General features: G+C 70.3%; 22 protein-coding genes and 1 pseudogene. 11 read left to right on the forward strand and 12 right to left on the reverse strand.

Going from position 1 to position 23929, the window contains the following annotated elements:
• Positions 1-80: 80 nt before the first annotated feature.
• Positions 81-2060 carry a cellulase family glycosylhydrolase gene (locus Vgi01_RS08730; RefSeq protein ID WP_102660302.1) on the forward strand — a complete coding sequence of 660 codons (1980 nt, stop codon included), beginning with the start codon at positions 81-83 and terminating at the stop codon, positions 2058-2060.
• A 109-nt stretch (positions 2061-2169) separates the two neighbouring features.
• On the opposite strand, the gene Vgi01_RS08735 is transcribed toward Vgi01_RS08730, so the two are convergent.
• The 6 genes and pseudogenes from Vgi01_RS08735 to Vgi01_RS08760 form a co-directional block, all read right to left on the reverse strand.
• On the reverse strand, positions 2170-2688 hold the full coding sequence (locus Vgi01_RS08735; protein WP_102660301.1) for a Rieske (2Fe-2S) protein: 519 nt from the start codon (positions 2686-2688) through the stop codon (positions 2170-2172).
• Positions 2689-2713: 25 nt separating this feature from the next.
• Entirely contained in the window at positions 2714-3226 is a 513-nt protein-coding gene (locus tag Vgi01_RS08740; RefSeq protein ID WP_233197019.1) for a DUF6529 family protein, read from the reverse strand.
• 113 nt (positions 3227-3339) lie between these two features.
• Complete coding sequence (locus Vgi01_RS08745; protein WP_204290650.1) at positions 3340-4113, reverse strand: hypothetical protein; 774 nt, start codon at positions 4111-4113, stop codon at positions 3340-3342.
• A 257-nt stretch (positions 4114-4370) separates the two neighbouring features.
• Positions 4371-4940 (reverse strand): annotated as a pseudogene (locus Vgi01_RS08750) (STAS domain-containing protein); the annotation flags it as partial.
• An 83-nt stretch (positions 4941-5023) separates the two neighbouring features.
• Positions 5024-5293 (reverse strand): GlsB/YeaQ/YmgE family stress response membrane protein, encoded by a 270-nt coding sequence (locus tag Vgi01_RS08755; RefSeq protein WP_204290652.1) that lies wholly within the window; start codon positions 5291-5293, stop codon positions 5024-5026.
• 37 nt (positions 5294-5330) lie between these two features.
• Entirely contained in the window at positions 5331-5756 is a 426-nt protein-coding gene (locus Vgi01_RS08760) for an STAS domain-containing protein (protein WP_204290653.1), read from the reverse strand.
• A 153-nt stretch (positions 5757-5909) separates the two neighbouring features.
• Between Vgi01_RS08760 and Vgi01_RS08765 the strand changes: the two genes are divergently transcribed.
• From Vgi01_RS08765 to Vgi01_RS08790, 6 genes are all read left to right on the forward strand, one after another.
• Positions 5910-6593 (forward strand): response regulator transcription factor, encoded by a 684-nt coding sequence (locus tag Vgi01_RS08765; RefSeq protein ID WP_204290654.1) that lies wholly within the window; start codon positions 5910-5912, stop codon positions 6591-6593.
• A complete protein-coding gene (locus Vgi01_RS08770) occupies positions 6590-7945 on the forward strand; it encodes a sensor histidine kinase (RefSeq protein WP_204290655.1) in 1356 nt (451 codons plus the stop codon). Before Vgi01_RS08765 ends, Vgi01_RS08770 begins: the two co-directional genes overlap by 4 nt.
• A complete protein-coding gene (locus Vgi01_RS08775) occupies positions 7942-8520 on the forward strand; it encodes a GerMN domain-containing protein (RefSeq protein WP_204290656.1) in 579 nt (192 codons plus the stop codon). The genes Vgi01_RS08770 and Vgi01_RS08775 overlap by 4 nt, the downstream gene beginning before the upstream one ends.
• 136 nt (positions 8521-8656) lie before the next feature.
• Positions 8657-8923, forward strand: coding sequence for a GlsB/YeaQ/YmgE family stress response membrane protein (locus Vgi01_RS08780; RefSeq protein ID WP_102660292.1), 267 nt, complete (start codon positions 8657-8659; stop codon positions 8921-8923).
• 147 nt (positions 8924-9070) lie between these two features.
• Positions 9071-10987 (forward strand): molecular chaperone HtpG, encoded by a 1917-nt coding sequence (htpG, locus tag Vgi01_RS08785; protein WP_102660291.1) that lies wholly within the window; start codon positions 9071-9073, stop codon positions 10985-10987.
• Between the two features lie 626 nt (positions 10988-11613).
• The gene (locus Vgi01_RS08790) at positions 11614-12156 is read left to right on the forward strand and encodes an RICIN domain-containing protein (RefSeq protein WP_102660290.1); all 543 of its coding nucleotides are present in this window, start codon (positions 11614-11616) and stop codon (positions 12154-12156) included.
• A 101-nt stretch (positions 12157-12257) separates the two neighbouring features.
• Here the strand turns inward: Vgi01_RS08790 and Vgi01_RS08795 are convergent, their stop codons facing one another.
• Positions 12258-12878: a hypothetical protein gene (locus Vgi01_RS08795; RefSeq protein WP_146017631.1), complete on the reverse strand. Its 621-nt coding sequence runs from the start codon at positions 12876-12878 to the stop codon at positions 12258-12260.
• A 167-nt stretch (positions 12879-13045) separates the two neighbouring features.
• Here Vgi01_RS08795 and Vgi01_RS08800 point away from each other — a divergent pair, with 167 nt between their 5' ends.
• Positions 13046-13885 (forward strand): SAM-dependent methyltransferase, encoded by an 840-nt coding sequence (locus tag Vgi01_RS08800; RefSeq protein ID WP_204290658.1) that lies wholly within the window; start codon positions 13046-13048, stop codon positions 13883-13885.
• A 21-nt stretch (positions 13886-13906) separates the two neighbouring features.
• Here the strand turns inward: Vgi01_RS08800 and Vgi01_RS08805 are convergent, their stop codons facing one another.
• The 3 genes from Vgi01_RS08805 to Vgi01_RS08815 all read right to left on the reverse strand — a co-directional run bounded on the left by Vgi01_RS08805 (position 13907) and on the right by Vgi01_RS08815 (position 16088).
• Entirely contained in the window at positions 13907-15106 is a 1200-nt protein-coding gene (locus Vgi01_RS08805; protein ID WP_239088862.1) for an MFS transporter, read from the reverse strand.
• Positions 15107-15183: 77 nt separating this feature from the next.
• On the reverse strand, positions 15184-15663 hold the full coding sequence (locus tag Vgi01_RS08810; RefSeq protein WP_204290660.1) for a hypothetical protein: 480 nt from the start codon (positions 15661-15663) through the stop codon (positions 15184-15186).
• Positions 15664-15770: 107 nt separating this feature from the next.
• Complete coding sequence (locus Vgi01_RS08815) at positions 15771-16088, reverse strand: hypothetical protein (RefSeq protein ID WP_204290661.1); 318 nt, start codon at positions 16086-16088, stop codon at positions 15771-15773.
• Positions 16089-16406: 318 nt separating this feature from the next.
• Here Vgi01_RS08815 and Vgi01_RS08820 point away from each other — a divergent pair, with 318 nt between their 5' ends.
• From Vgi01_RS08820 to pdxY, 3 genes are all read left to right on the forward strand, one after another.
• Positions 16407-19163, forward strand: a complete 2757-nt coding sequence (locus Vgi01_RS08820) for a M14 family metallopeptidase (RefSeq protein WP_204290662.1) — start codon at positions 16407-16409, stop codon at positions 19161-19163.
• Between the two features lie 25 nt (positions 19164-19188).
• Positions 19189-19821 (forward strand): hypothetical protein, encoded by a 633-nt coding sequence (locus tag Vgi01_RS08825; protein ID WP_204290663.1) that lies wholly within the window; start codon positions 19189-19191, stop codon positions 19819-19821.
• Positions 19822-19962: 141 nt separating this feature from the next.
• The gene (gene pdxY, locus Vgi01_RS08830; RefSeq protein ID WP_013734228.1) at positions 19963-20814 is read left to right on the forward strand and encodes a pyridoxal kinase PdxY; all 852 of its coding nucleotides are present in this window, start codon (positions 19963-19965) and stop codon (positions 20812-20814) included.
• Between the two features lie 135 nt (positions 20815-20949).
• On the opposite strand, the gene Vgi01_RS08835 is transcribed toward pdxY, so the two are convergent.
• Both Vgi01_RS08835 and Vgi01_RS08840 read right to left on the reverse strand, forming a co-directional pair.
• Complete coding sequence (locus Vgi01_RS08835) at positions 20950-23334, reverse strand: WD40/YVTN/BNR-like repeat-containing protein (protein ID WP_239088840.1); 2385 nt, start codon at positions 23332-23334, stop codon at positions 20950-20952.
• Between the two features lie 124 nt (positions 23335-23458).
• On the reverse strand, positions 23459-23929 hold the full coding sequence (locus Vgi01_RS08840) for a hypothetical protein (protein ID WP_146017486.1): 471 nt from the start codon (positions 23927-23929) through the stop codon (positions 23459-23461).

A 23929-nucleotide genomic window follows, 5' to 3' on the forward strand; every position in this document is an offset into this window, starting at 1 on the left:
GTGTCGATGGAAGCGCTCCCACGGCCTCGGGCAGGGCCGTTGTGTCGACGTTCCTCGTCACCCACCACAGAGGAAGTCGCATGTCCGCACGGAGAACAATCCAGGCCGTCGCCACCGCGGCTGCGGTGCTGCTCGGCCTGGCTGCCGCCGCGCCCGCCGCAACGGCGGCCCCCACGGCCGACGCCGTGACGAGCGCCGCCGTCCCGGCCAACGACTGGCTGCGTACCGACGGCAACAAGATCGTCGACGAGGCCGGCAACCAGGTCTGGCTGACCGGAGCCAACTGGTTCGGCTTCAACGCCACCGAACGGGTCTTCCACGGCCTGTGGTCGGCGAACATCGAGAACATCACCCGCCAGATGGCCCAGCGGGGCATCAACATCGTCCGGGTGCCCATCTCCACCCAGCTGCTGCTGGAGTGGAAGGCCGGCCAGGCGATCCGGCCGAACGTCAACACGTACGTCAACCCGGAGCTGGAGGGCATGAACAACCTCCAGGTCTTCGACTACTGGCTCCAACTGTGCGAGAAGTACGGCCTGAAGGTCATGCTCGACGTGCACAGCGCCGAGGCCGACAACTCCGGGCACACCTATCCGGTGTGGTGGAAGGGCACCGTCACCTCGGAGCTGTTCTACCAGGGCTGGGAATGGGTCACCGCCCGCTACCGCACCAACGACACCATCGTCGCGATGGACATCAAGAACGAGCCGCACGGCACCCCGAACGACCCGCAGCGGGCCAAGTGGGACTCCAGCACCGACCAGGACAACTTCAAGTACGCCTGTGAGACGGCGGGCAAGCGGATCCTGGCCATCAACCCGAACCTGCTGATCCTCTGCGAGGGCATCGAGGTATACCCGCGTCCCGGCGCCACCTGGAACTCGCCAAACACCAACCCGGACCGCAGCCCCAACTACTTCTACAACTGGTGGGGTGGCAACCTGCGCGGTGTCGCCGAGCACCCGGTCGACCTGGGCGCCCAGCAGGACCAACTGGTCTACTCGCCGCACGACTACGGGCCGCTGGTGTTCGAGCAGCCCTGGTTCGCCGGTGACTTCGACAAGGAGTCGCTGACCAACGACGTGTGGCGGCCGAACTGGTTCTACATCCACGAGCAGAACATCGCCCCGCTGTTGATCGGGGAGTGGGGTGGGCGGCTGGGCCAGGACGCCCGGCAGGACCGCTGGATGGCCGCGCTGCGCGACCTGATGATCGACAACGGCATCCACCACACCTTCTGGTGCCTCAACCCCAACTCCGGTGACACCGGTGGTCTGCTGCTCGACGACTGGACCAGCTGGGACGAGACGAAGTACAACCAGATGCTCAAGCCGGCGCTGTGGCAGCACAACGGCAAGTTCGTCGGCCTCGACCACCAGGTGCGCCTCGGCGGTGCCGGTGCCACCACCGGCATCAGCCTCGCCGAGCGCTACGCCGACGGCACCGACCCGGTGGACACCACCGCGCCGACCGCGCCGGGCCAGCCCACGGCCACCGACGTGACCGCCACCGCCGCCACGCTGAACTGGGCCGCCGCCACCGACAACGTGGGTGTCACCGCGTACGAGGTGCTGCGGACCACCAGCGGCTCCGGTGGGGCCAGCGTGGTCACGGTCTCCGGCACCAGCTACCGGGCCACCAACCTGACCGCCTCGACCAGCTACACCTTCACGGTGCGGGCACGCGATGCGGCAGGCAACATCTCGGCGGCCTCGCCGCCGTTGACCCTGACCACACCGGCCGACAACGGCGGTGGTGGCGATCAGGGCTGCGCGGCGACGTACCGGGTGGTCAACTCCTGGCAGGGCGGCTATCAGGCGGAGGTGACCGTACGCAATTCCGGCACCTCGGCGATCGGCGGCTGGACGGTCAGCTGGACCGCCCCGGCCGGCACCACCATCTCGTCACTGTGGAACGGCAGGTTGACCACGTCCGGCACCTCGGTGACGGTGCGCAACGAGCCGTACAACGGGCAGCTCGCCGCCTCGGCCAGCACCACCTTCGGGCTGACCGGCAACGGATCGGGCGTGCCGACCGGGCTGAGCTGCGTCGCGTCCTGACACGAACGGCCCGGACACCTGCCCCATCCGCCCGGCGGGTGGGGCAGGGGCCGTCCGGATCACGTGATCCGGACGGCCCCGCGCGGCCCGGGCCTGGGATGGGCCGCGTCTAGGCCAGCCGGATGGCGTCACCGTCGACTGTGACGTTCGCGGCCGGCAGCGGGGCACGCGCCGGTCCACTGCGTACCGAGCCGTCGGCGATGTCGAAGACGCTGTTGTGGCAGGCGCAGGTGATGGCGCCGTTGTCGACCGAGGTGACCGTGCAGCCCTGGTGGGTGCAGGTGGCCGAGAACGCCTTGATGGTGCCCTCGGTGGGCTGGGTGACCACCACCCCGGCCGAGGCGAAGATCGCTCCGCCGCCGACCGGGATGTCGGCGAGCGTGGCCAGCGCCGGTGGGCCCGGCTCGTCGTCCGGCGCACCGGACCCGCCGGGAGCGGGGCTGCCCCCGCCAGGGGCGGTACCACCTCCGGCCGGCGCGGTGCTGCCGCCCGGCGCGGCAGGTGGCGGCGGGGCTGCCGCCGGCTGGCCGTACGTCGCGCAGCCGGTCAGCGCGGCCACTCCCGCCGCGCCGGTGCCGGCCAACAGGGCCCGTCGCGACCGGCAACAGCCGGCCTGCTCGTGGTTCATCGTGGCTGCTCCGCCCTTTCGAAGATCAGAACTGGATGCCGAAGGTGGTGAAGTACCACACCGACGAGGTCAGGAAGATGCCGATCAGGGCGACGAAGACCACCCCACCGACCACCGGCAGCACCCAACCGGCGAGACCGCGTTTGGGCAGGGTGAGCATCTTGGTGGCGAACGCGCCGAAGAAGAAGCAACCCAGCAGGGAGTGCAGCAGCGTACGGGTGTCGTAGCCGTCGAAGCCGAGCGCGTACAGGCAGTGCACCGCGACCGGTACGGTCAGCAGGAAGGCGACCCGCCCCGACCAGCGGTGCGCGGCACCGGCCCAGGACGGGGAGAACCCGCCGAGCCGGCCCCACATCGACAACGCCGACAGCAGCTGGATGACGGCGAAGAACGCCGCCCCGGTACCCAGCCACACCTTCACCGTCAGCGGTGACGAGAAGCCTGCCACGTTGACCGCGATGCCGGTCGGGGTGTGGTTGCGGCCGTAGACGCCCAGCGCCACCGCCACGCCCGCCCCGACCAGCAGCGGCACCATCATCGAGGGCCGCCGTCGCGGTGCCGGTGCCGCGCCGAACTCGCGGATCACCTCGACGTCGGGCTCCGACGGGCGGCGGGGCACCGTACGCACGTTGCCCTGACGGTGCTGGGACATCACCGCGCCCCGGGGATGACCGGCTCGGCGACGATGGTGACTCCGTTGACCACTGTGCTGTTGAAGGCCGGGTCCAGCGGCGGCGCGGGGATCGGCTTGCCGTTCCAGGTGACGATGCCGATCTGCGTACCGTCGGGCAGCATGATCCAGCCGCCGTCGATGCCGGCCTTGCGGATCTCGTCGGTCGCGCGGTAGATCGCCGGAGCGGTGCCCGCACCGGACTTGGTCTCCGCCTCGTCGGCCTTCTCGTTGTCCGGTCGGGCGGTGAACTTCCAGCGGCGTACGCCGACGATCATCTCGCCGCTGGCGCTGTCACCGCGGATGATGCCGGTCAGCTTGGCGTCCTTGCCGGTCAGTTCGATCTTTCCGTCGCGGACCGTGCCGGACAGCCACAGCTCCATGCTCCGGCCGTCGCAGACGTACGCCTCGGCCTTGCCGCCGGAGACCGTGATGGCGATGGTGGCGCCGTTCTCCAGCTGGCCGATCCAGTTCTGCTCGACCGAGTCGGCGTCGACGTCGTCCGGCGACTCCTCCGGCTCGTCGGGCGGCGAAACTCCAGGCTGGCGGCTGTTCTCCGGATCGGGTTGCTCGTCGTCCACCGGAGCCTCGTCGTCGACGTCCGCCTCGTCCTGCGACGGCGCGGCGACGGCCGGTGGGGCGTTCTCCCCGGTGGGCTGGGTGCGCGGCGGTGATGCCTGCGCACTCATCGTGAACAGCACGGCAGCCGTCACCGCCCCCGACAGGAGGGTGAGCAACGGGGTCAGGCGCTTCATGGGCCACTCCCTTCGCCATCAGGTACGGCATCGGAAGTGGATCGGTTCAACACCGGCCGGAAAAGCTTTTCGCCCGCGAGTTGCGCTCCCGGGCCGGGTCCTCCCGCCCGACCGGTGGCCGGGGCTCAGACGGTGACGCGGGTGACCGGGCGGCTGGTGGCGGCGTTTCTGGGCGCGGTGGAGCGCACCCGGCCGGCCTCGGCCGGCGTCACGTCGACCCGTACCGGGTCGCCGGTGGCGGAGGCCTGGGCACGCAGTTGGGTGAGGGCCTCGTCGAGGCTGGCGAAGATCGGGAAGACGCCGTCGAGCTTCATCGTGTGCAGCACGGTACGGATGAAGCGCGACGGGGCGGCCAGGCAGAGCCGTTCGCCGCGCTCGCGGACCTCCCGGTGCGCACGGACCAGCAGGCCCAGCCCGACCGAGTCGATGACCTGGACCCGTGCCAGGTCCACCACGACCGTCCCGGCCAGGCTGGCGGCCGCGCGCAACGCGGCACGCAGCGCCTCGCTGGACTCCGCGCCGATGACGGCGTCGCTGCTCAGCACCGTCACCTCGTGACTCTGCCCGCCGGCACCGGGCCCACCGGCCGTGGAGTCGCCGGCACCGGAGCGGTCGGTGCGGCCGTTCGTCGTGACGCCCGGCGGCAGGGTGCTGCACCGTGGGCAGCGGTGCGGACCGGTGGCGAACGGGGAGCCGCTCCAGCCGTGATCGGAAACCAGCGTCCAGACGACCTCGGCGTCGGGCAGCACGCAGGCCATGCCGGTGGTGGTCTCGCCGCACGTGTCGCAGATCAGGGTCATCAGGTTGTCGTCCGGTACGACGGTCATCCTGCTTCCTCTCCGGTGCTGGCGGTGCAGGGGTGCGGGACGGGACTCGGGGCGGGCGGCCGTTGGGCCGTCGCCAGGTGTGCTCAGCGGGAGTCTGAGTGTTCCTTGCTGGCGGTGGCGAGCACGATCACCACGCCGATCGTGGCCAGACCGGCTTGCACGATCAGCGCCAGCAGATTGAGCTCGCGGGCACCCACGAGCCAGGCGCTGATGGCGCCGAGCAGCGCGGCGGCGGCGCCGATGGTCATGGTGAGCCACAGCGGGACACCGGGACGGCCGGGAACGACGAGCCGGCCGAGCGCGCCGACGGTGAGCCCGACGGCGATGGCTGCGGCGATCCCGGGAATTGTCATGCTGCTCCTCGTCCTGGCAGTGGCGGTGTTCGCCGGGTCAGCTGCGTACGGTGACGGCCGCCCGGCCGTACACCGTCGGATGACCGGCGGCACTCACAGCCGCGTCGCTGGATACAGCCCCAGGGGCGGTGGTTCCGGCCGGCGGCGCCGCGCCGTCGACGTGCACCGGCAGGATCTGGTCCAGCCGGGCGGTCTGCAGAATGCGGGCGATGCGCGGATTGGGATTGCGTACCGACAGCACTCCGCCGATGCGCAGCATCCGGCGGTGCACGTCGAGCAGCAGCCCGATGCCCGCCGCGTCGATGTGCCGACAGTCGGAAAGATCGACTATGACCTGGTCGGGGTGCAGGGTGAGCAGCCGGTCGAACACTGTGCCGGTCTCCGGCAGGCAGGCCAGGTCGAACTCGGTGATGGCCACCTCCACCAGCGGCACGGTGCACTCGGGGCGTCGTGGCGTGGTCACGTCGCTGCCCCCTCTCCTGCGGTCCCCAGGTGGCTCTCACCCTGCCCAGCGGGGTTGGCAGGCACTGCGCGGACGTATGACAGTTGCGTGACAAAACACCCTGGAGGCGGTGGTGGTTGGCCGGTCGGCGGACGCTTGGGGATGATTCCCGGTATGACAGCGGTACTGGTGATCGAGGACGACGACCGCATCCGACTGGCGCTGCTGCTCGCACTGGAGGACGAGGGCTACGAGGCGTACGGTGCGGCCACCGCCGAGGAGGGCCTGCGGGCGCAGCGCCGGAGCCCGGCGGACTACGTCCTGGTCGACCTGATGCTGCCCGGAATCGACGGTTTCGAGTGCATTCGCCAGCTGCGGCGCGACGACGACGTGCCGATCGTGGTGGTCAGCGCCCGCGACGACACCCACGACATCGTCGCCGCACTGGAGGCCGGTGCCGACGACTACGTGGTCAAACCGGTGGCGATAAAGGAACTGACGGCTCGGCTGCGGGCCCTGCGGCGGCGGGCCCGCACCGTGGCACCGGTGGAGGAGCCGGTGCCCGTGCTCGTCTTCGGCGAGCTGGAGGTCAGCCCCGAGGCGGGGGAGGTACGCCGGGCGGGCACGCCGGTGGCGGTCACCCGCACCGAGTTCCGGCTGCTCTGCGAGTTGGCCGAGCACGCCGGGCGGGTGCTGTCCCGCCAGCAGCTGCTCAGCCGGGTCTGGGGATACGACAGCGGCGACGAGCGGCTGGTCGACGTGCACGTGGGCCGGCTGCGGCAGAAGATCGAAGCCGACCCGGCCAACCCGAAACACCTGGTCACCCTGCGCGGGCTCGGCTACAAGCTGCAACGATGAGACGACTCGGACTTCGTGCCCGGGTCACCGCGGCCTTCGCCATCGGCGCCCTGCTGCTGTCCGCCTCGATGGCCCTGGTGTCCTACGAGCTGACCCGCCGTACGCTGCTCGACGAGCGGGAACGCACCGTGCTGCGGGCGGCCTACTACGACGCGGCCGTGGTGCGCGCCGGACTCGACACCGAGAATCCGGACGCCGGGGAGGCCCTGCGCACGCTGGACACCGGCACCGGCCGGCGGGCGGTGCTGCATCTCAACGGCGACTGGTACGGCCGGGCCGCCGACAACGGCCTGACCGCCGCGATCCCGGCGCGACTGCGTGAACTGGTCAGCGCGGGGGAGCCGGCGGTGCAACGCATCCGCGTCGACGACCAGCCGGTCCTGCTGGTCGGTGTGCCGCTGTCGGAGTCGGCGTCGTTCTACGAGATCGCCTCGCTGCGGGAGCTGGAGCAGACCTTCCAGGTCCTGGCGTTGGCCCTGACCGCCGTGGCGATCATGGTGGCCGGCTCGGGTGCGGCGCTGGGCTGGTACGCCACCCGGCACGGGTTGCGCCCGCTCACCGCCGTCGCGGACGCCGCCGAGCGGATCGCCGCCGGTGACTTCACCACCCGTCTGGCACCCGACACCGACCCGGATCTGACCCGGCTGTCGACCTCCTTCAACCGGATGGTCGACGAGCTGGCCCAGCGCATCGACCGGGACCGGCGCTTCGCCGCCGATGTCAGTCACGAGCTGCGGTCACCGCTGCAGACGCTCGCCGCGGCGGCAAGCGTGCTGTCCCGGCGTCGGGACAACCAGGACGAGCGCACCGCCACCGCGGCCCGGCTGGTGGCCGACGAGATCGACCGTTTCCAGCAGCTGGTCAACGACCTGCTGGACCTGGCCCGCAGCGACCAGTCGGTGCACCGACAACCGGTGGACCTGGCCGAGCTGGCCCGGCAGGTCTGCCGGGATCGGGACCTGCCGGAGACGATGGTGCGGCTGGCCGAGGACACCCCCGCGACCTGGCGGGTGGATCGGCGTCGGGTGGCGCAGGTGCTGACCAACCTGCTCGACAACGCCGAACGCTACGGCGCGGGACCGGTCGCGGTGCTGCTGTCGCGTACCGGTGACACCGGGGTCATCGAGGTGGACGACGACGGACCGGGGGTGCCGGTGGAGGACCGTGAGGCGATCTTCGATCGTTTCGTTCGTGGCCGGGCGGCCAACTATCGGGGCGGCGGCGACGGTACCGGCCTCGGGCTCGCCCTGGTCGCCCAGCACGCGGCCGCCCACGGTGGCAGCGCCTCGGTCAGCGACCGCCCGGAGGGCGGCGCCCGGTTCCGGATCACCCTGCCCGGGAGCCTGTCATGATCGGCGGCCGGCGCGTCCACGTCGCCGTGGCGGCCCTCCTGCTCGCCGTGGTCACCGCGTGCGGGGTGCCGGGCGAGGACCGACCCCGTGCGGTGACCCCACCGCCCGGCCCGTTCCCGCCGACCGCGACCGTCGCGCCGACCACCGCCGAGACCGGCGCGGTGACCGAGGTGCTCTACTTCTCCCGCGAGGACCGGTTGGTGCCGGTGATCCGCCGGATAGACGAGGTGCCCACCGTCGACGTGCAGTTGCGGGACCTGCTCGCCGGGCCGACCCACACCGAACGCGACGACGGGCTGACCAACGCCCTGACCGGCGCGCTCAGCAACGCCGAGGTGGAACTCGTCGACGGGCAGGCCCGGGTCACGGTCACGCCGACGGTCGCCGACACCGGTCGTACCGACGAGATGCTCGCCTACGGGCAGATCGTCTGTACGCTCACCGCCCGCGCCGACGTCGACGCGGTGATCTTCCTACGCGACGGCGCGCCGTTGAGCGTCCCCCGGGGAGACCACTCGCTGTCGTCGGATCCGCTCACCGCCGCCGACTACGCGGTCCTGATCACCCTCCGGTGACCGGTCCATGACGGACGTCACGCGGAACCGTGACGATTACGACACAAACCGTCGGTGACGGGGCTCCCGCGTTTGCCCTTCGGGCCGGCCGGGGCACCACGTCGGGCGAGGTAACCGTTCGGAAGGGCAGGCTCTCGTGGAAATCACCGGCTTCTTCACCGCAATCATCATCGGTCTGATCATCGGTGCGCTCGGCCGCCTCGTCGTGCCGGGACGTCAGCGCATCCCGATCCTGTTGACCCTGGCGATCGGCGTCGTCGCCGCGCTTCTCGGCACACTCGTCGCCGGCCTGCTCGGCGTGGACGACACCCGCGGCATCGACTGGATCGAGCTGTTCATCCAGATCGCCTTCGCTGCGGTCGGTGTCTCGCTGCTCGCCAGCACGTACGGCCGCCGCCGCTGACCCGTTCGTCCGCCGGCCCGTCCCCGCTGTCGCAGGGGGCGGGCCGGTGTCGTGCCCGCGGAGGCGGACCGGCCACGCACGCGGACAGCGACGGCTCGTATCCTTTCCGCGAGTCGTCGTGGCTGACGAGCGAAGAAGGGGAAAGGTGTGAACGACCGGGCTGAGACGTTGGAGTTCCAGGCCGAGGCCCGTCAGCTGCTCCAGCTGATGGTCCACTCGATCTACTCGAACAAGGACGTGTTTCTTCGCGAGCTGATCTCGAACGCCTCCGACGCGTTGGACAAACTGCGGCTGGCGGCGCTGCGCGACAAGGACCTCGCCGTCGACACCGATGACCTGCACATCAGCATCGAGGTCGACCGGGACGCCCGCACCCTCACCGTGCGGGACAACGGCATCGGGATGACCCGCGACGAGGTCGTCTCGGTCATCGGCACGATCGCCAAGTCCGGCACCGCCGAGCTGCTGCGCCAGCTGCGCGAGGCCCAGGACGCGGGTGCCTCCCAGGAGCTGATCGGGCAGTTCGGGGTCGGCTTCTACGCGGCGTTCATGGTCGCCGACTCCGTCGAGCTGACCACCCGGCGGGCCGGCGAGAGCGGTGGCACCCGGTGGGAGTCCAGCGGCGAGGGCACGTACACCATCGCCGCGCTCGACGACGCGCCGCAGGGTACGGCGGTGACGCTGCACCTCAAGCCGGCCGACGCCGAGGACAACCTGCACGACTACACCGCCGAGTGGACGATCCGTGAGATCGTCAAGCGGTACTCCGACTTCATCGCCCACCCGATCCGGATGACGGTCGAGCGTCCCGGCACCGACGGCGCCGAGGCCACCACCGAGACGGTGACGCTCAACTCGATGAAGGCGCTGTGGGCCCGCCCCAAGGGCGAGGTGGAGCCGGCGGAGTACCACGAGTTCTACAAGCACATCGGCCACGACTGGGCCGACCCGCTGGAAACCATCCACATGCGCGGCGAGGGCACCTTCGAGTACGAGGCGCTGCTGTTCATCCCGTCGCACGCGCCGATCGACCTGTTCTCCCCGCAGGGCCGTCGCGGCGTGCAGTTGTACGTCAAGCGCGTGTTCATCATGGACGACTGCGACGCGCTGATGCCCAACTATCTGCGCTTCGTCAAGGGTGTGGTGGACGCCCACGACCTGTCGCTGAACATCTCCCGGGAGATCCTCCAGCAGGACCGGCAGATCCGGGCCGTACGCCGTCGGCTGGTCAAGAAGGTGCTGGCCACCGTCAAGGACCTCAAGACCGGGCAGCCCGAGCGGTACCGCACCTTCTGGACCGAGTTCGGCGCCGCCGTCAAGGAAGGCCTGATCGACGACACCGACAACCGGGACACCCTGCTGGAGATCCTGTCGGCGGCCTCCACCCACGATCCGGCGGAGCTGACCGACCTGGCCGGCTACGTCAGCCGGATGAAGGACGGCCAGAGCGACATCTACTACGCCACCGGCGAGAACCGGGCCACCATCGAGAACTCCCCGCACATGGAGGCGTTCCGGGCCAAGGGCTACGAGGTGCTGCTGCTCACCGACCCGGTCGACGAGGTCTGGGTGGAGCGGGTCGGCAGCTACGACGGCCGGACGCTGCGGTCGATCGCCAAGGGCGAGGTGGACCTGGACACCGAGGAGGAGCGCACCGAGGCCGAGGCGGAGCGGGAACGCCAGCGCACCGAGTACGCCGACCTGCTCACCTGGATGGGCGGCGTGCTGACCGACTCGGTCCGGGAGGTACGCCTGTCGTCGCGGTTGACCACCTCGCCGGCCTGCGTGGTCGGTGACGCCCATGACCTGACTCCGACGCTGGAGAAGATGTATCGGGCGATGGGTCAGGAGCTGCCGAAGGTCAAGCGGATCCTGGAGATCAACCCGGGGCATCCGCTGGTGACCGGGCTGCGCAAGGCGTACGAGCAGGACGGTGCCAACGACTCCCTGGCGGAGACCGCCGAGCTGCTGTACGGCACGGCGTTGCTGGCCGAGGGCGGTGACCTGGCCGACCCGTCGCGGTTCGCCCGGATCCTCGCCGACCGCCTTGCCCGCACCCTGTAGCCGCTGGGTGGTTCGCAGACTGAGCGTCCGACTCGGGGTCGGGTGTGGCGGTACGCCCACCCGACCCCGAACCGGATGGCCCTGCGAGCGGCCATGGACCGTCGGCCTCGACTCGGTCCGGCCGGTGGCACCACGTCCACTGTGAACTACGCGTAAGCCTACTGTCCACTATGGACATTTCACCTGCTTCACCCTGCGATTTCTAGCCGACCGGTGAATAGGCCGTCACCGGTCAGCGTCCACACAGGACCGAGGAACGAACCGGTACGCCCCGACGGGAGCGACTTTGCCGTCCGCTCGCCCGTTGTCGTCGACATTGGCACACACGTACGGTTACGACGCCAGCCGCTCGGGTGACCAGTCAGAGGACTCGGGGCGGTCGCAACAGAGCTGGTGGAACTGAAATCCATACCATGCAGTAACGAAAGTTGGGCAATATGAGGCGTTTTGTGGCGGTATTGGCGGTCTTCGCGGTGGCCGCGACGGGATGTGCACAGGACGAGACGTCCAGCTCGCCGGCATCCACGCCGACCGCATCGACGAGTTCGGCATCCCCTGCTGCGGCATCCCCTACCGCTGACTCGTCCGCGGCGGCGGCGATCGACACGTCCATCAACGAGGCCCCGGTGGACGGCTCGGACCCCGCTGCCGTGAAGACGGTCGACGTCAAGGCGCAGCCGGCGGCGCAGCTCCCCGCCGCCGCCTCGGGGTACTACAAGCTCAAGACGGTGTTCCGGGGCGAGGACGAGTGTCTGGAAGGCAACCGGATCGACGGCAACTCGACCCTCGCCGGCGCCGCGTTCCAGGACACCTGCCAGGACGTGGACGGGCAGGCGTGGAGCTTCACCAAGCGCCCGGACGGCTACTACACGCTGCGGACGAAGTTCCTCGGCGAGGACAAGTGCCTGGAAGGCAACCAGGTCGCCGGCAAGGTCCTCGGCGGCGCCGCCTTCCTCGACACCTGTAAAGAGGTCACCGGCCAGATGTGGAAGTTCGTCAAGGCCGGTGACAACCTCTTCCGGCTCCAGACGAAGTTCCGGGAGAAGGAAGGCGAATGCCTGGAAGGCAACCGGTTCGCGCCGGAGTCCGTCCTGAAGGGCGCGTCGTTCATGGACAAGTGCCAGAACGTCACCGGCCAGCTCTGGTACGTCACCGCGATTCCGGCCTGACGCCATTGCCTTGACCGGAGGAGCCCGGACCGCGGTCCGGGCTCCTCCGCACTGTGCTGCCGGCCGGCACCGCACGGTCCGGGCCGCGCAGGCTGGACCATTCAGGTGGGCACGATCCGTAGGGCCTCGGTCGAGACCTCCGCAGGGTACGGCGGGTCGGCGTCGAGGATGCGGTGGGCGATGCCGGTCCGCAGCGCGGCCACCGTGATGCCGCCCGTGCCGTCCGCGATGACGTGGTCGGGGTCGACCTCGGCCAGGGCGGCCAGGGCAATCGGGTAGATCTCTCGCACGGCGTCGGGTGGCGGGGACTGCAGCAACATCATTGCCTCCCCGGAGGCGCTCCGGCTGCGCAGCCGGATGTCCCAGAGGTGGACGAAGTGCGCGATGTCGGCGACCAGGACCAGGTCACCGAGCTGCCGAGCCTCGGCGGTGACCACGGCCAGCCAGCGCCAGGGGCGGTCGAAGCCGAGGTCGCCGGTCTCGTAGATCCGGTGGACGTTGCGCACCAGTTCTTCGATACCGGTGACGCCCCCGCCGGCCTGGACCACCGCCGCCGCGGCCGTACTCATCCGATCGTCGTCGCCGAGGCTGGCGAGGAATGCCCGGACCACCTGCTGCGCGACCGCCAGGTCGCCCGGTGCCAGAGTGGGTGGTGGTGGCGGGTATGGCGGTAGCTCAGGCAGTTGCTCCGGCACCTGCCTACGCCGTCTGAAGATGCCCATGGGTGACCACTCCGTCTCGTCTGCGGCCTGCCGCCCATTCGTGGTGGGAGCAGAGGCCGGTTTCAGGAAGTCTGACGGTGGGTGCCGGCCTGGGCACCCACCGTTCTGTCGATTGTCAGTGGATCATCGGATGCTTCGCAGTCGATCTCCGGGTGCTACCGTCCCTGATGGACGAAGCCGTGCCACCGCACCATCGGAGAGCCCAGGTGACCGACGCATCCCCGCTCAACGCCGCCATCCAGAGCGACATACCCCACTCCGCTCGACTGTGGAACTACCTGCTCGGCGGCAAGGACAACTTCGCCGCCGACCGGGAGGCCGCCGAGCAGGTCCTGGCCTACATGCCGGAGCTGGTGCAGTCGGCCCGGTTCAACCGCGAGTTCCTGGGCCGGGCGGTGCGACACCTCGTCGCGGAGGCAGGCGTACGGCAGTTCCTCGACATCGGCACCGGGCTACCCACCGCGAACAACACCCACGAGGTGGCCCAGTCGGTCGCTCCGGAAACGCGGGTCGTCTACGTCGACAACGACCCGATGGTGCTGGTGCACGCGCGTGCCCTGCTCACCAGCGACCCGCAGGGTGCGACCGACTACATCGACGCCGACGTGCGCCAGCCCGACCACATCCTCACCGAGGCCCGGCGCACCCTGGACTTCACCCGGCCGGTGGCGGTCATGCTGCTCGGCATCCTGAACTTCGTGGTCGACGACGCCGAGGCCACCCGGATCGTGCGACGTCTGGTCGAGGCGTTGCCCGTCGGCGGGTACCTGGTCATCTCCCATCCCACCCGCGAGGTCAACCCCGAGGCGGTGGATCGGGCGATGGACTCGTGGCGGGCGGGCGGCGGTGCGGCGATGGCCGTGCGTACCCCGGCGGAGATCGCCGCTTTCGTCGACGGTCTGGAGATCCTCGAACCCGGCCTGGTCACCTGTTCGCAGTGGCGGCCGGACGGTAACGACACCACGCCCGTCTCCGAGTACGCGGTGGTCGCCCGCAAGGCCAGCTGAAGTCGGCCGTACGGCTCAATCTCAGACTCCGGTCGGTGCCGGCTGCGGTGACCGCGCGCCGGCCCGGCCGGATCGGGGCCGGCTCCGCCGGCCGGTGGCCACGGCGGCGGCCAGGCAGACGGCGGCGGCGAGGACGAGTGGTAGCCGGGCACCCAGCAGTACGGCGGCGGCACCGAGCGGGGTGGCCAGCGCGATCGGCCCGAACATGATCGTGTTGGCGGTCGCGGAGGCGCGGCCCAGCAGATCGTCGGGGCTGTGTGTCTGGATCGCGGTGACGGCCGCGACGAGCGTCCAGGGCAGCCCGACCCCGGCCACCACCGAGGCGGTGAGCACCGCCGGCCACCACGGCACGCAGCGGCCCAGGCAGCTCGCCGCGAACAGGGCGGTGCCGACGACGGCCACGGTGGTCGGGCTGAACCGGGTGATCAGTCGGCCGACGACGAGCCCGCCGGCGACCGAACCGGCACCCTGCGTGCTGAGCAGCACACCGAGGAAGGTCGCCGGTAGGCCCAGTTCGACGGTGACGATCTCGTACCCGGCGGCGGTGGTGAGGGCCTGCATGCCGATCGCGGTCGCGGCGAGGCTCACCGGACGGCGGATCGACGCCGAACCGACCAGGACGGCGAGACCGGCGCGGACCGCACCACGTCGCCTCGCGGTGGCCGGCGGGGTCGGGGTCAGGCGCAACGCCGCGTACCCGACGGCCACCAGCAGTGGCAGGACGGCGGCGAGCAGCGCGACGAGGTGCCCGCCCCGCCAGGCGTACAGGCCGGCCCCGGCCAGCGGGGCGACGAGTTTGACCCCCTCCTGGGCGCTGGACCGCCAACCGTTGACGTGCCCGAGTTCGGCGGGGGAGAGGGCGGCCGGCAGGATGGCGCTCTCGCCGGCATCGACGACGACGTACGCGAGGCCGTACACCGCGCAGACGGTGAACAGCAGCCACAGCTGCGCGGGACCGTGCACCGCCAACAGGGTGGGCAGCACGGCGGCCAGGGTCAGGTTCGTCGCGATCAGCAGCCCTCGGCGGGGTAGCCGGTCGACCAGGGCACCCAGCCACGGTCCGGCGAGCGTGGGGGCGTACACGCAGAGCCCGGCGAGCGCGGCGAGCCCGCTGGACCCGGTCAGGTCGAGAATCCAGATGCCGGCGACCAGAGCCATCGCGCTGCCGCCGAAGCCGGACAACACGGAGATGGTCACGAACAGGGCCGCGTTGCGCCGCACCACGCCTCCAGGGTTGAGTCGACCTGACTCACAGCCTCGATGCTGAGCCGGATAGAGGCAAGACTGCTGCGGCTCTGTCAATACGGCATTGACAAGATGGCGTGCAGTTCGGCGGTGATGATGCGGACCGGTCCGGGCAGTTCAGGGCCGGCGGCGGTGAGATCGGCGGCGACGTGCCGGGCCAGATCGTGGAGGGCGCCGGGTTCGGCGTCCAGGGCGAGCAGGGCGGTGTGCCGGGTCAGGTTGGCGCCGGAAAACCTGCCGTCCCACCGGCGGTCCGCCTCGATCCAGCGGTGCAGCCCGGTGAGCGCGGTGCGCAACCCGGTGACCTCGTCCGGCCAGCGCCGGTCGGCCGCCGCGCGGCGGGCCCGGCGGCCGGCGGTCAGCCGCTGACGCCGTTGCTCGGCGGCCTGGCGGCTGCTCAGGCCGAGCGCCCCGGCTACCTGCTGCCAGGTGGCTCCGGCCTGCCGGGCCTGGTCGATGAGATCCAGTTCAGCCTCGTCCAGGCGGTCGCGGGCCGCCGGTATCCCGGCGAGACGGTCCAGCGGGTCAGGCACCTGTCAACGCTACATTGACATCGCCGGGACCCTCCACGCCCCGGGGGCGGCGCTGTCGGCGGTGGGGCGCCGCCCCCGTGAGCGGCGCGTCCGGGATGGAAGAGGGGTCAGGCGGCGGCGGAGTCGCCACGCGACTGCTCGCCCTGCCGGCCCGGCAGCGTGAACGGTGCGGGGTAGGTGGTCCGCTCGGTGGCCTGGGTCTGCCGCGTCGAGCCGCCCTGTGCCAGGTTGAGGGCCCGCTGCGCCTGCTCCCAGGGCCCGCAGGGCCAGTCCTGTCCGGCGCAGAGCAGGTGCTCGCAGCCGCCGTCCTCCGCCGGAGCGTGCGCCTCGGCGACGTCAAGGGCGAGCCGCCACAGCAGTGGATCGGTCACCTCTTCCGGGCGGTCATAGGTGCGGCTGGGCCGATTGCCGGCATTGTCGGACACGGGTGGTCCCCCCTTGCACTCAAGCTTCCTTGCTCTTGCCTCTCCAGTCTGCACGCAGGTCAAACACGTGACCCTGGACGGTTGGCCGAGGTGGGGGTGATCACCCGCCCATACTTCGGGACGATTGACAGATGACCTTCAGGGCGTGAAAGTTGTCCGCAACCTGATCACTCCTAACGGTCCGGTGTGTGACGCTGCGTAGTCGGTGATGCGGGCAGCGTCTACATCGGATGCCTCACCGCGCTGCCCGCACGAGTCGAGCGCGGCCGAGGCGCATGCCTAACCCCCACCGCACACCGAGAAGGGGCTACGAGCCTCATGTCCGAATTCCGTTCCAGTGCCCGGTGGCGACGCCGGGTACCCCTGGCGGCCGCGCTGGCGGCCGGCACTGCGGTGCTGCTGCTGGTCAACCCGGCAGCCGCCGTCGTGTCGCAGACCGCCACCACCGGAGTCAGCGAGGTGCCTGAGGACCTCGGCCGGCTTGCCGACGAGCAGGCCAACGTGGTCGAGGTGCTGCTGGCCGACAAAGACGAGTTGGACGCGCTGGTGGCCACCGGCGTCGACCTCGACCACCACGTCCACCAGAGCGAGGACGGCATCGTCGTCCACGCGGTGGTGACCGGTAACGAGGTGGCCACCCTGACCGCCGCCGGATTCACCTTCGGCGAGGTGCTGCACACCCCGTCCGACTCCGCGGCGCGAATCGCCGAGCGCGAGGCGACCATCGCCGCGCACCTGGCCGAGAACGAGGAGTTCATGGAGGGCGCGGGCTTTGCCGCTCGTGCCGCCGCCTCCGACGTGAAGATCATCCGCGCCGACTACTACACCAACGGCACCAGCCAGGTGCTGTCGGTGGAGGCGAAGTGGGCGGGCGGCCAAGACGCCAACAACGCCCTCACCGTCTCCCGGGACAGTGGGCCGGGCACCGAGATGGGCTCCGGCGGTACGCAGAACATCACCCGCTTCGTCGACGCCGGGGTCTACATGTACCACCGGGGCGCGTCGAACGTGACGAGCAAGCCGGAGTACGTGCAGATCACCAGCCCCACCGGTGACGTCGCGGTGGCCAAGGTCAAGGAGTGGCTGCCGATCTCCGGTGACGCCCCCGAGGGCCCGGGCTACCAGAAGGACTTCGTCAACAGCTACCTGACCCCCACGGAGCTGTACGACCGGATCCACACCCTGGCCGCGCAGTACCCGGCCATCTCCGAGATCGTCGAGCTGCCGCACAAGACCAACGGCTACCGGCGCAAGGCCCAGGCCGTGCTCGGTAGCGCCAACGCCAGCCGGGTCGGCGTCGACTCGCTGGCCTGGGGCCACGAGGGCGGCAACGACATCTCGGTCGAACTGGTCAACCCCGGTGCCGCCGACTCGGCGCTGACGGTGACCGTCACCGGCAACGACGTGCGGGTCAGCCTGGCCACCGACGCCTCCGGCGCGGTCACCAGCACCGCCGCGCAGGTCGCCGCCGCGCTCAACGCGGAGGCGGGCACGCTGCTCACGGCGTACACCTATCGGGGTAACGAGGGCGCCGGTGTGGTCGCGCCGGCCGCGCCGACCAAGCTGTCGGACGGCCTCTCCGCGCCGGAGTCGGTCTCCCGCGAGCCGCACTCCGTCTACGCCATCCGGATCGGCAAGCACCGCGACGGCTCCAAGCTCGGTGTCCTGGCCTACGCCCAGGAGCACGCCCGTGAGTGGGTGCCGCCGCTGGTGACCATCGAGACCGCCGAGCGGCTGCTGCGCAACTACGAGCAGGACGCCAACACCCGCGACCTGGTCGACAACCTGGACATCTGGATCGCACCGTCGGTCAACCCGGACGGCGGGCACTACTCGTTCTACGACTTCAACTCGCAGCGTAAGAACATGACCAACCACTGCACCACCGAGACGAACGGGGACTTCCTCGGCCGTACCTCCTGGGGTGTGGACAACAACCGCAACTACACCGAGTACAGCCTCTTCGACGGCTACTCGGGCGCCTCGGCCAGCTGCACCAGCGGCACGTACGCCGGGCCGAGCGAGCTGTCGGAGCCGGAGAACAAGAACGTCGACTGGATGGCCTCTCGGGGCAACATCAAGTTCTCGATGAACCTGCACTCCTCGGGCAACTACTTCATGTGGTCGCCCGGCGCCTACGCGACCCCGGGCCGGATCTCGGCGCCGCGGCCGACGCTGGCCGAGGAGTCGCTGTTCTGGGGTGCCTCGTCGCGGATCCTCACCGCCATCAAGCGGCACCGCAACCTGGCCGTCACCCCGGCGCGGACCGGTCCGATCGCCGACGTGCTCTACTCGGCGGCCGGCAACTCCGGTGACATGCTCTGGTACAAGTACGGCATCTACGCCTGGAACTTCGAGGTCGGCACGTCCTTCCAGCCGGCGTGGGCATCGGCCAAGGAAGAGACCATGGAGTTCTCCAACGGTCTGGTCGAGATGCTGCGGGTGGCCCGCGACTACGACACCGACACGGCGGCCCCGACCAGCACGATCACTGTCGAGCCGAGCGCCACGGCGGGCATGGTCGACGTCACCTTCGACACCAGCGAGCCGGCGGGTGTCTTCTACACCGTCGACGGCAGCCGGCCCACCCTGGAGTCGACCCTCTACGGCTCGGCGGGTGTGCGTGAGGGTGGGGAGACCCTGACCCTGCCGAACGGCACCACCGTGAACTGGTTCTCGGTGGATTCGAAGGGCAACGTCGAGAACGGCTACCTGCCCGACGGCACCGGCACCAACCACAACACGACGAAGGCCTGGGACCCGGAGGCACTGCGGGTCACGGTGACCAGCCAGGTGCGGTGTGTGGCCGGCAAGGCGTACGTCGCGGTGCAGGCGCACAACCACAACGACGCGGCCGTGAGCATCTCCCTGGAGAGCACCTACGGCACCAAGGCCGCCGTCAACGTCGCGCCGGGCGCGAGCACCTTCCAGCAGTTCAACACCCGGGCCGGGACGGTCTCGGCCGGCTCCGCCTCGGCGCACGCCACCGGGGCTCTCGGCGGCGAGACGGTGACCACCACGGTCACCGGGGAGTACGCGGCCGTCAACTGCGCCGACCCTCGGCCCGCCCAGTAACTGACAAGCGACGACGGAGAAACGAATGAACACATGGAGTCGTAAGCGGCTGCTGGCGGCCGGTGCGTCCGGTGCGCTGCTGGCCGGTGTGGTGGCGGTGGGTTCGCCTGCCTTCGCCGAGCCGGGTGACGAGGCCGGGGTGGAGGTGACCGTCGAGATCGAGGAGATTCGGGAGCCGGGTGTCCTGGCGATGACGGTGGCCGCCGATTCGGTGATGTTGTCGGAGGACGGGTCGACGCTGCTGGTCCGTCAGTTCACCGGCAACCTGCCGACGGTGACGGTGACGGACACTCGTACGGCCGACGAGGTGCCGGCTGGTGCGGCGTGGGCGGTGTTGGGTAGCGCGACCGATTTCGTCGGTGACGCGGGTCAGGCGCCGATCGGTGCCGGTCACCTGGGTTGGAAGCCGAAGCTGATCGACGGTGGGGACACCGGTCTGGTCAGTGAGGGTGAGGAGGTCGTCACGGTGTTGGACGAGCCGACTCAGCCGGGTAACAACGTGGGTCTGGTCGACCAGGAGCTGCTGGTGTCGACCTTCGACTCCGGTGCGGTCGCCGGTGGCGAGTACACGGTTGACGCGGATCTGTTCCTGCGGACTCCGGCGGACGTCGAGGCTGGTGCGTACACCTCGACGCTGACCCTGTCCCTGTTCGAGTAGGAAACCGACGGTGCGGGCCACCCTGACGGGTGGCCCGCACCCCGGTGCTGCGACACCTGCCGCCAGTGCCGTACGGCCGACGCCGGGCAGCTTCGCCCGGGTCCCGACGCGGCCCGCAGCAGCGCCCGCCATGATGAGACGGTGAAAATCCTGTCCATCCAGTCCTCGGTCGCCTACGGCTACGTCGGCAACTCTGCCGCCGTGTTTCCGCTGCAACGACTCGGGCACGAGGTCTGGCCGGTACTGACCGTGCACTTCTCCAACCACACCGGGTACGGCGCGTGGCGCGGGCCGCTGCTGGCCCCGGCCGACGTCGCCGAGGTGATCGCCGGTATCGCCGACCGGGGCGTCCTCGGTGACGCCGACGCGATTCTCTCCGGCTACCAGGGCGACCCGGCGATGGGCGCGGTGATCCTCGACGCGGTGAGCCTGGTCAAGACCGCCAACCCGGACGCCGTCTACTGCTGCGACCCGGTCATGGGCGACGTGGGCCGGGGCATGTTCGTCCGGCCGGGCATCCCCGAGTACCTGCGCGACGTGGTGGTGCCCCGAGCCGACATCGTCACCCCGAACCAGTTCGAGCTGGAGTTCCTCGCCGGCCGCCGGACCGACTCGGTGGTGGATCTGCTGGCCGCCGTCGACATCGTCCGGGCGAGCGGGCCACGGCACGTCCTGGTCACCAGCGTGCTGCACGGTGCCGTACCGGCGGGATCGCTGGACGTGGTGGCGGTCTCCGACGAGGGCGCCTGGGCGGTGACCACCCCGCTGCTGCCGATCAACCCGAACGGCGGCGGCGACGTCACCGCCGCGCTCTACCTCGCGCACCTTCGGATCAGCGGCTCGCCGGCCATCGCGCTGGAACGGACCACCGCCTCGATCTTCGCCGTGCTGGAGGCGACCCTGGCCGCCGGCACCCGCGAACTCCAGCTGATCGCCGCCCAGGAGGCGATCGCCCACCCGCCGAACCGGTTCCCGGCCCGCCGCCTGCGTTAGCTGCTCAGGCCGGAGGCCACCGCCCCGGGCTGGGGAGGTGGCCTCCGGATTGTTCGAGCGGTCCGACCGCCACCGCCCCGAGACCAGCCGATTGGTGATCACCTCGGCGGGCCGGTGCGGTGGCGGCCGATCAGGCTAGCGGCAGGAGTTCAGTACGCCCACCACGCCGACACCCGGGTTCTTCAGCGGCAGCTTGGTCGACGAGGCCGGGCAGCTCGGCACGGACACGTCGTAGATGCCGCGGCCGAACGTGGCGGCGGTCAGCTGCCGGCTCGGCTCGTGGTAACGCAGGTACATCACCGGAGCCTGCGGCAGGTTCTTGCCGAGCGCGGCCCACTCCCCGCCGTTCCAGGCGGAGAGGAAGACGCCGACGTCGGTGCCGACCATCAGCAGACCGTCGGAGGTCGGGACGATCGAGTTGACCGGAGCGTCGGGCAGGCCCTGCCCGATGTTGCTCCAGGTCTGCCCACCGTCGCGGGTCATCAGCACGTGCGCCCGGCTGCTGCCCGAACGGAAGGCGGAGAAGGTCGCGTACGCGATCTTGGCGTCCTTCGGGTTGACCGCGATCCGGGTGACCCAGGTGCCCGGCAACTGCGCCGAGTTCACCTCGTTCCAGGTGGCGCCGAGGTCACGGGTCCACCAGACCTTGCCGTCGTCGGTGCCCACGTAGAGGGTGTTGCTGTCGCTGGGCGCGACGGCGACAGTGGTGATCGTGCCCCACGGGTAGCCGGACGGGTCGTTCGGGCCACCGTTGGTCAGGTCAGGGCTGATCGGGGTCCAGGTACGACCGTTGTCCGTCGACCGGTTGAGGATGTTGCCGGCGTAGTACATGACGTTCGGGTCGTTCGGGTCGAACAGCAGCGGGGTCAGCCAGTTACGCCGCTGCGAGGTGGTCTGGCCGGTACCGATGGTCTGCCGCGGCGTGCCACCGGCGTTCTCCGACCGGTAGCAGGAACCGTACTGGCTGCACCCGAAGACGATGTTCGGGTTCTCCGGGTGGATGATGGTCTGCAGACCGTCACCACAGCCGATGGCCTCCCACGGGCCGAGGCGGCCGTTGTAGCCGCGGTTGCAGCCGTTGTCCTGGGCGCCGGCGACCTTCAGGCTCGGGTCGGTCTCCGCCACGTCGACGGTGTAGAACTGGGTGTACCGCTCGTCGGTGGCCTTCACCCAGCCGGCCGCGCCGTTCTGCTCCGAGCGGTAGACGCCGCCGTCGTTGCCGAGGTAGACCCGGCCCGGCACCTTCGGGTCCCAGCGCATGACGTGCTGGTCGGCGTGCGGACCGCGCACCGAGGAGAAGCTCTGCGCGCCGTTGGTGGAGCGCATCAGGTTGACACCCATCAGGAACAGGTGGTCGGCGTCGGCCGGGTCGACCCAGATCTTGCCGAACCACCAGCTGAAGGTCGACTGCGAGGCCTGGTTCGCGTTGACCGGCATCAGCGTCCAGCTGTCACCGCCGTTGTCGGAGCGGTAGAACGCCCGGAACGGGCCGATGGCGGTGCCCACGTACGCGTAGAGGCGCTGCGGGTTGTTCGCCGCGACGGCCAGGCCCCAGCGGCCCTGGTCGGCGTCGGTGGGCAGACCGTTGGTCATCCGCTGCCAGGTCTCACCGCCGTCGTTCGAGCGCCAGAGGCTGGAACCGGGGCCACCGTAGGTGCGCTGGTGCGGCTCGCGCAGGTGGTCCCACATCGCCGCGTACACCCGGTTGGGGTTGCTCGGGTCGATGATCACCTCGGTGGCGCCGGTGGTGTCGTTCAGCGGGGCGAGCACCTGACGCCAGTTGTCACCGCCGTCCTCGCTGAGGTAGACGCCGCGCTCGCCGCCGGGGATGAACAGGTTGCCGCTGGCCGCCGCGAAGATCCGGTCCTCGTTGGTCGGGTCGATCGCGAGCCGGCCGATGGCGTGGCTGTCGGTCAGACCGACCCGCTCCCAGGAGCCCCCGCGGTCGGTGGAGCGGTAGATGCCGTCACCACCGAAGGTGATGGAACCACCGCCCGGCTGGGCCTCACCGGTGCCGGCGAACAGGACGCCGTCGCTGGTCATGGCCAGCGCACCGATGGGCTGGGACCAGCTGTCCGGCCAGACCGGGGTGAAGGTGTCACCGGCATCGCTGGACTTCCACACACCACCGGAGGCGGCGGCGATGAACAGCTGGTCCGGCACCTGCGGGTCGACCACGAGGTCGGGGACCCGGCCACCGATGTTCAGCGGACCGAAGAAGTCCCACTCCTGGTTGCCGAGCTTGCGGTAGCTGTTCTTGGTGCGGACGGCGAGCTGGTTGGCCTGGCTCCGGGCGTTGGCGTACTGGGTGACCGACAGGCTGGTGCTGCCGTCACTCAACCGCTGGGCGGTCATCCACTCGTCCGGCATCTCCATGGGGCCGGTCGGCAGGTTGGTGGCCAGCGACGGTTCAGCAGCGGGGGGTGGGCTGGACGACGCGGCCAACGCGACCGTGGCGAGCAGCCCGACCACAGCTGTCGCCGCCAGTCCGCGATAGTGCCTCGCGAACGTGAGTTTCATGGGGGTCTCTCCTGATCCGGACACGAACGGTCCTTGCTGCGCACGCTAGATCGCTGGTCGGTGCACGTCACCGATCAACTGTCGAGGAAACCCCCGGTCTGGTTAGGACAATTGTCGAGGCGGGTCATCCGCCGCTGCGGAACTCGGGCAGACCGGCGTCCTCGGAATCGGGTCCCACCACGACGGTCAGGCTGGAGCCGTCAGCACACAGCGCCGAGGCACGCAGGTACATCCGCCGCGCCTCGGTCCGGGCCAACACCTCGGTCTCGAAGATCTCGTCCTCCACGCGCAGCACATCGATGTCCGTGCGCTGCTCATAGTGTGCGCGAACGTCCAGTGGAGACATCCGCAGAGTCGCCTCAACCGTGGTCAGCACGCCCTGCTGCACCACGGCGGTGACCCGGGAACCCTCCGGCAGGGCCAGACCCGGCACCTCGGCCTCGACCTCCGGATCGTCCATCGGCACCCGGTCACAGCTGGGCAGATTCGCCAACAGGTCGCGTCCGCCGCCGGGTGACGGTGCCGCCGAGCCGCCACCACAGGCGGCCAACAGCGGGAGGACGACGACGGTGGCGACCAGTACCCGCAATCTCAT

Origin of the sequence: Micromonospora gifhornensis, from assembly GCF_016863515.1 — a bacterium.
In the GTDB taxonomy this organism is placed as follows: Bacteria; Actinomycetota; Actinomycetes; order Mycobacteriales; family Micromonosporaceae; genus Micromonospora; species Micromonospora gifhornensis.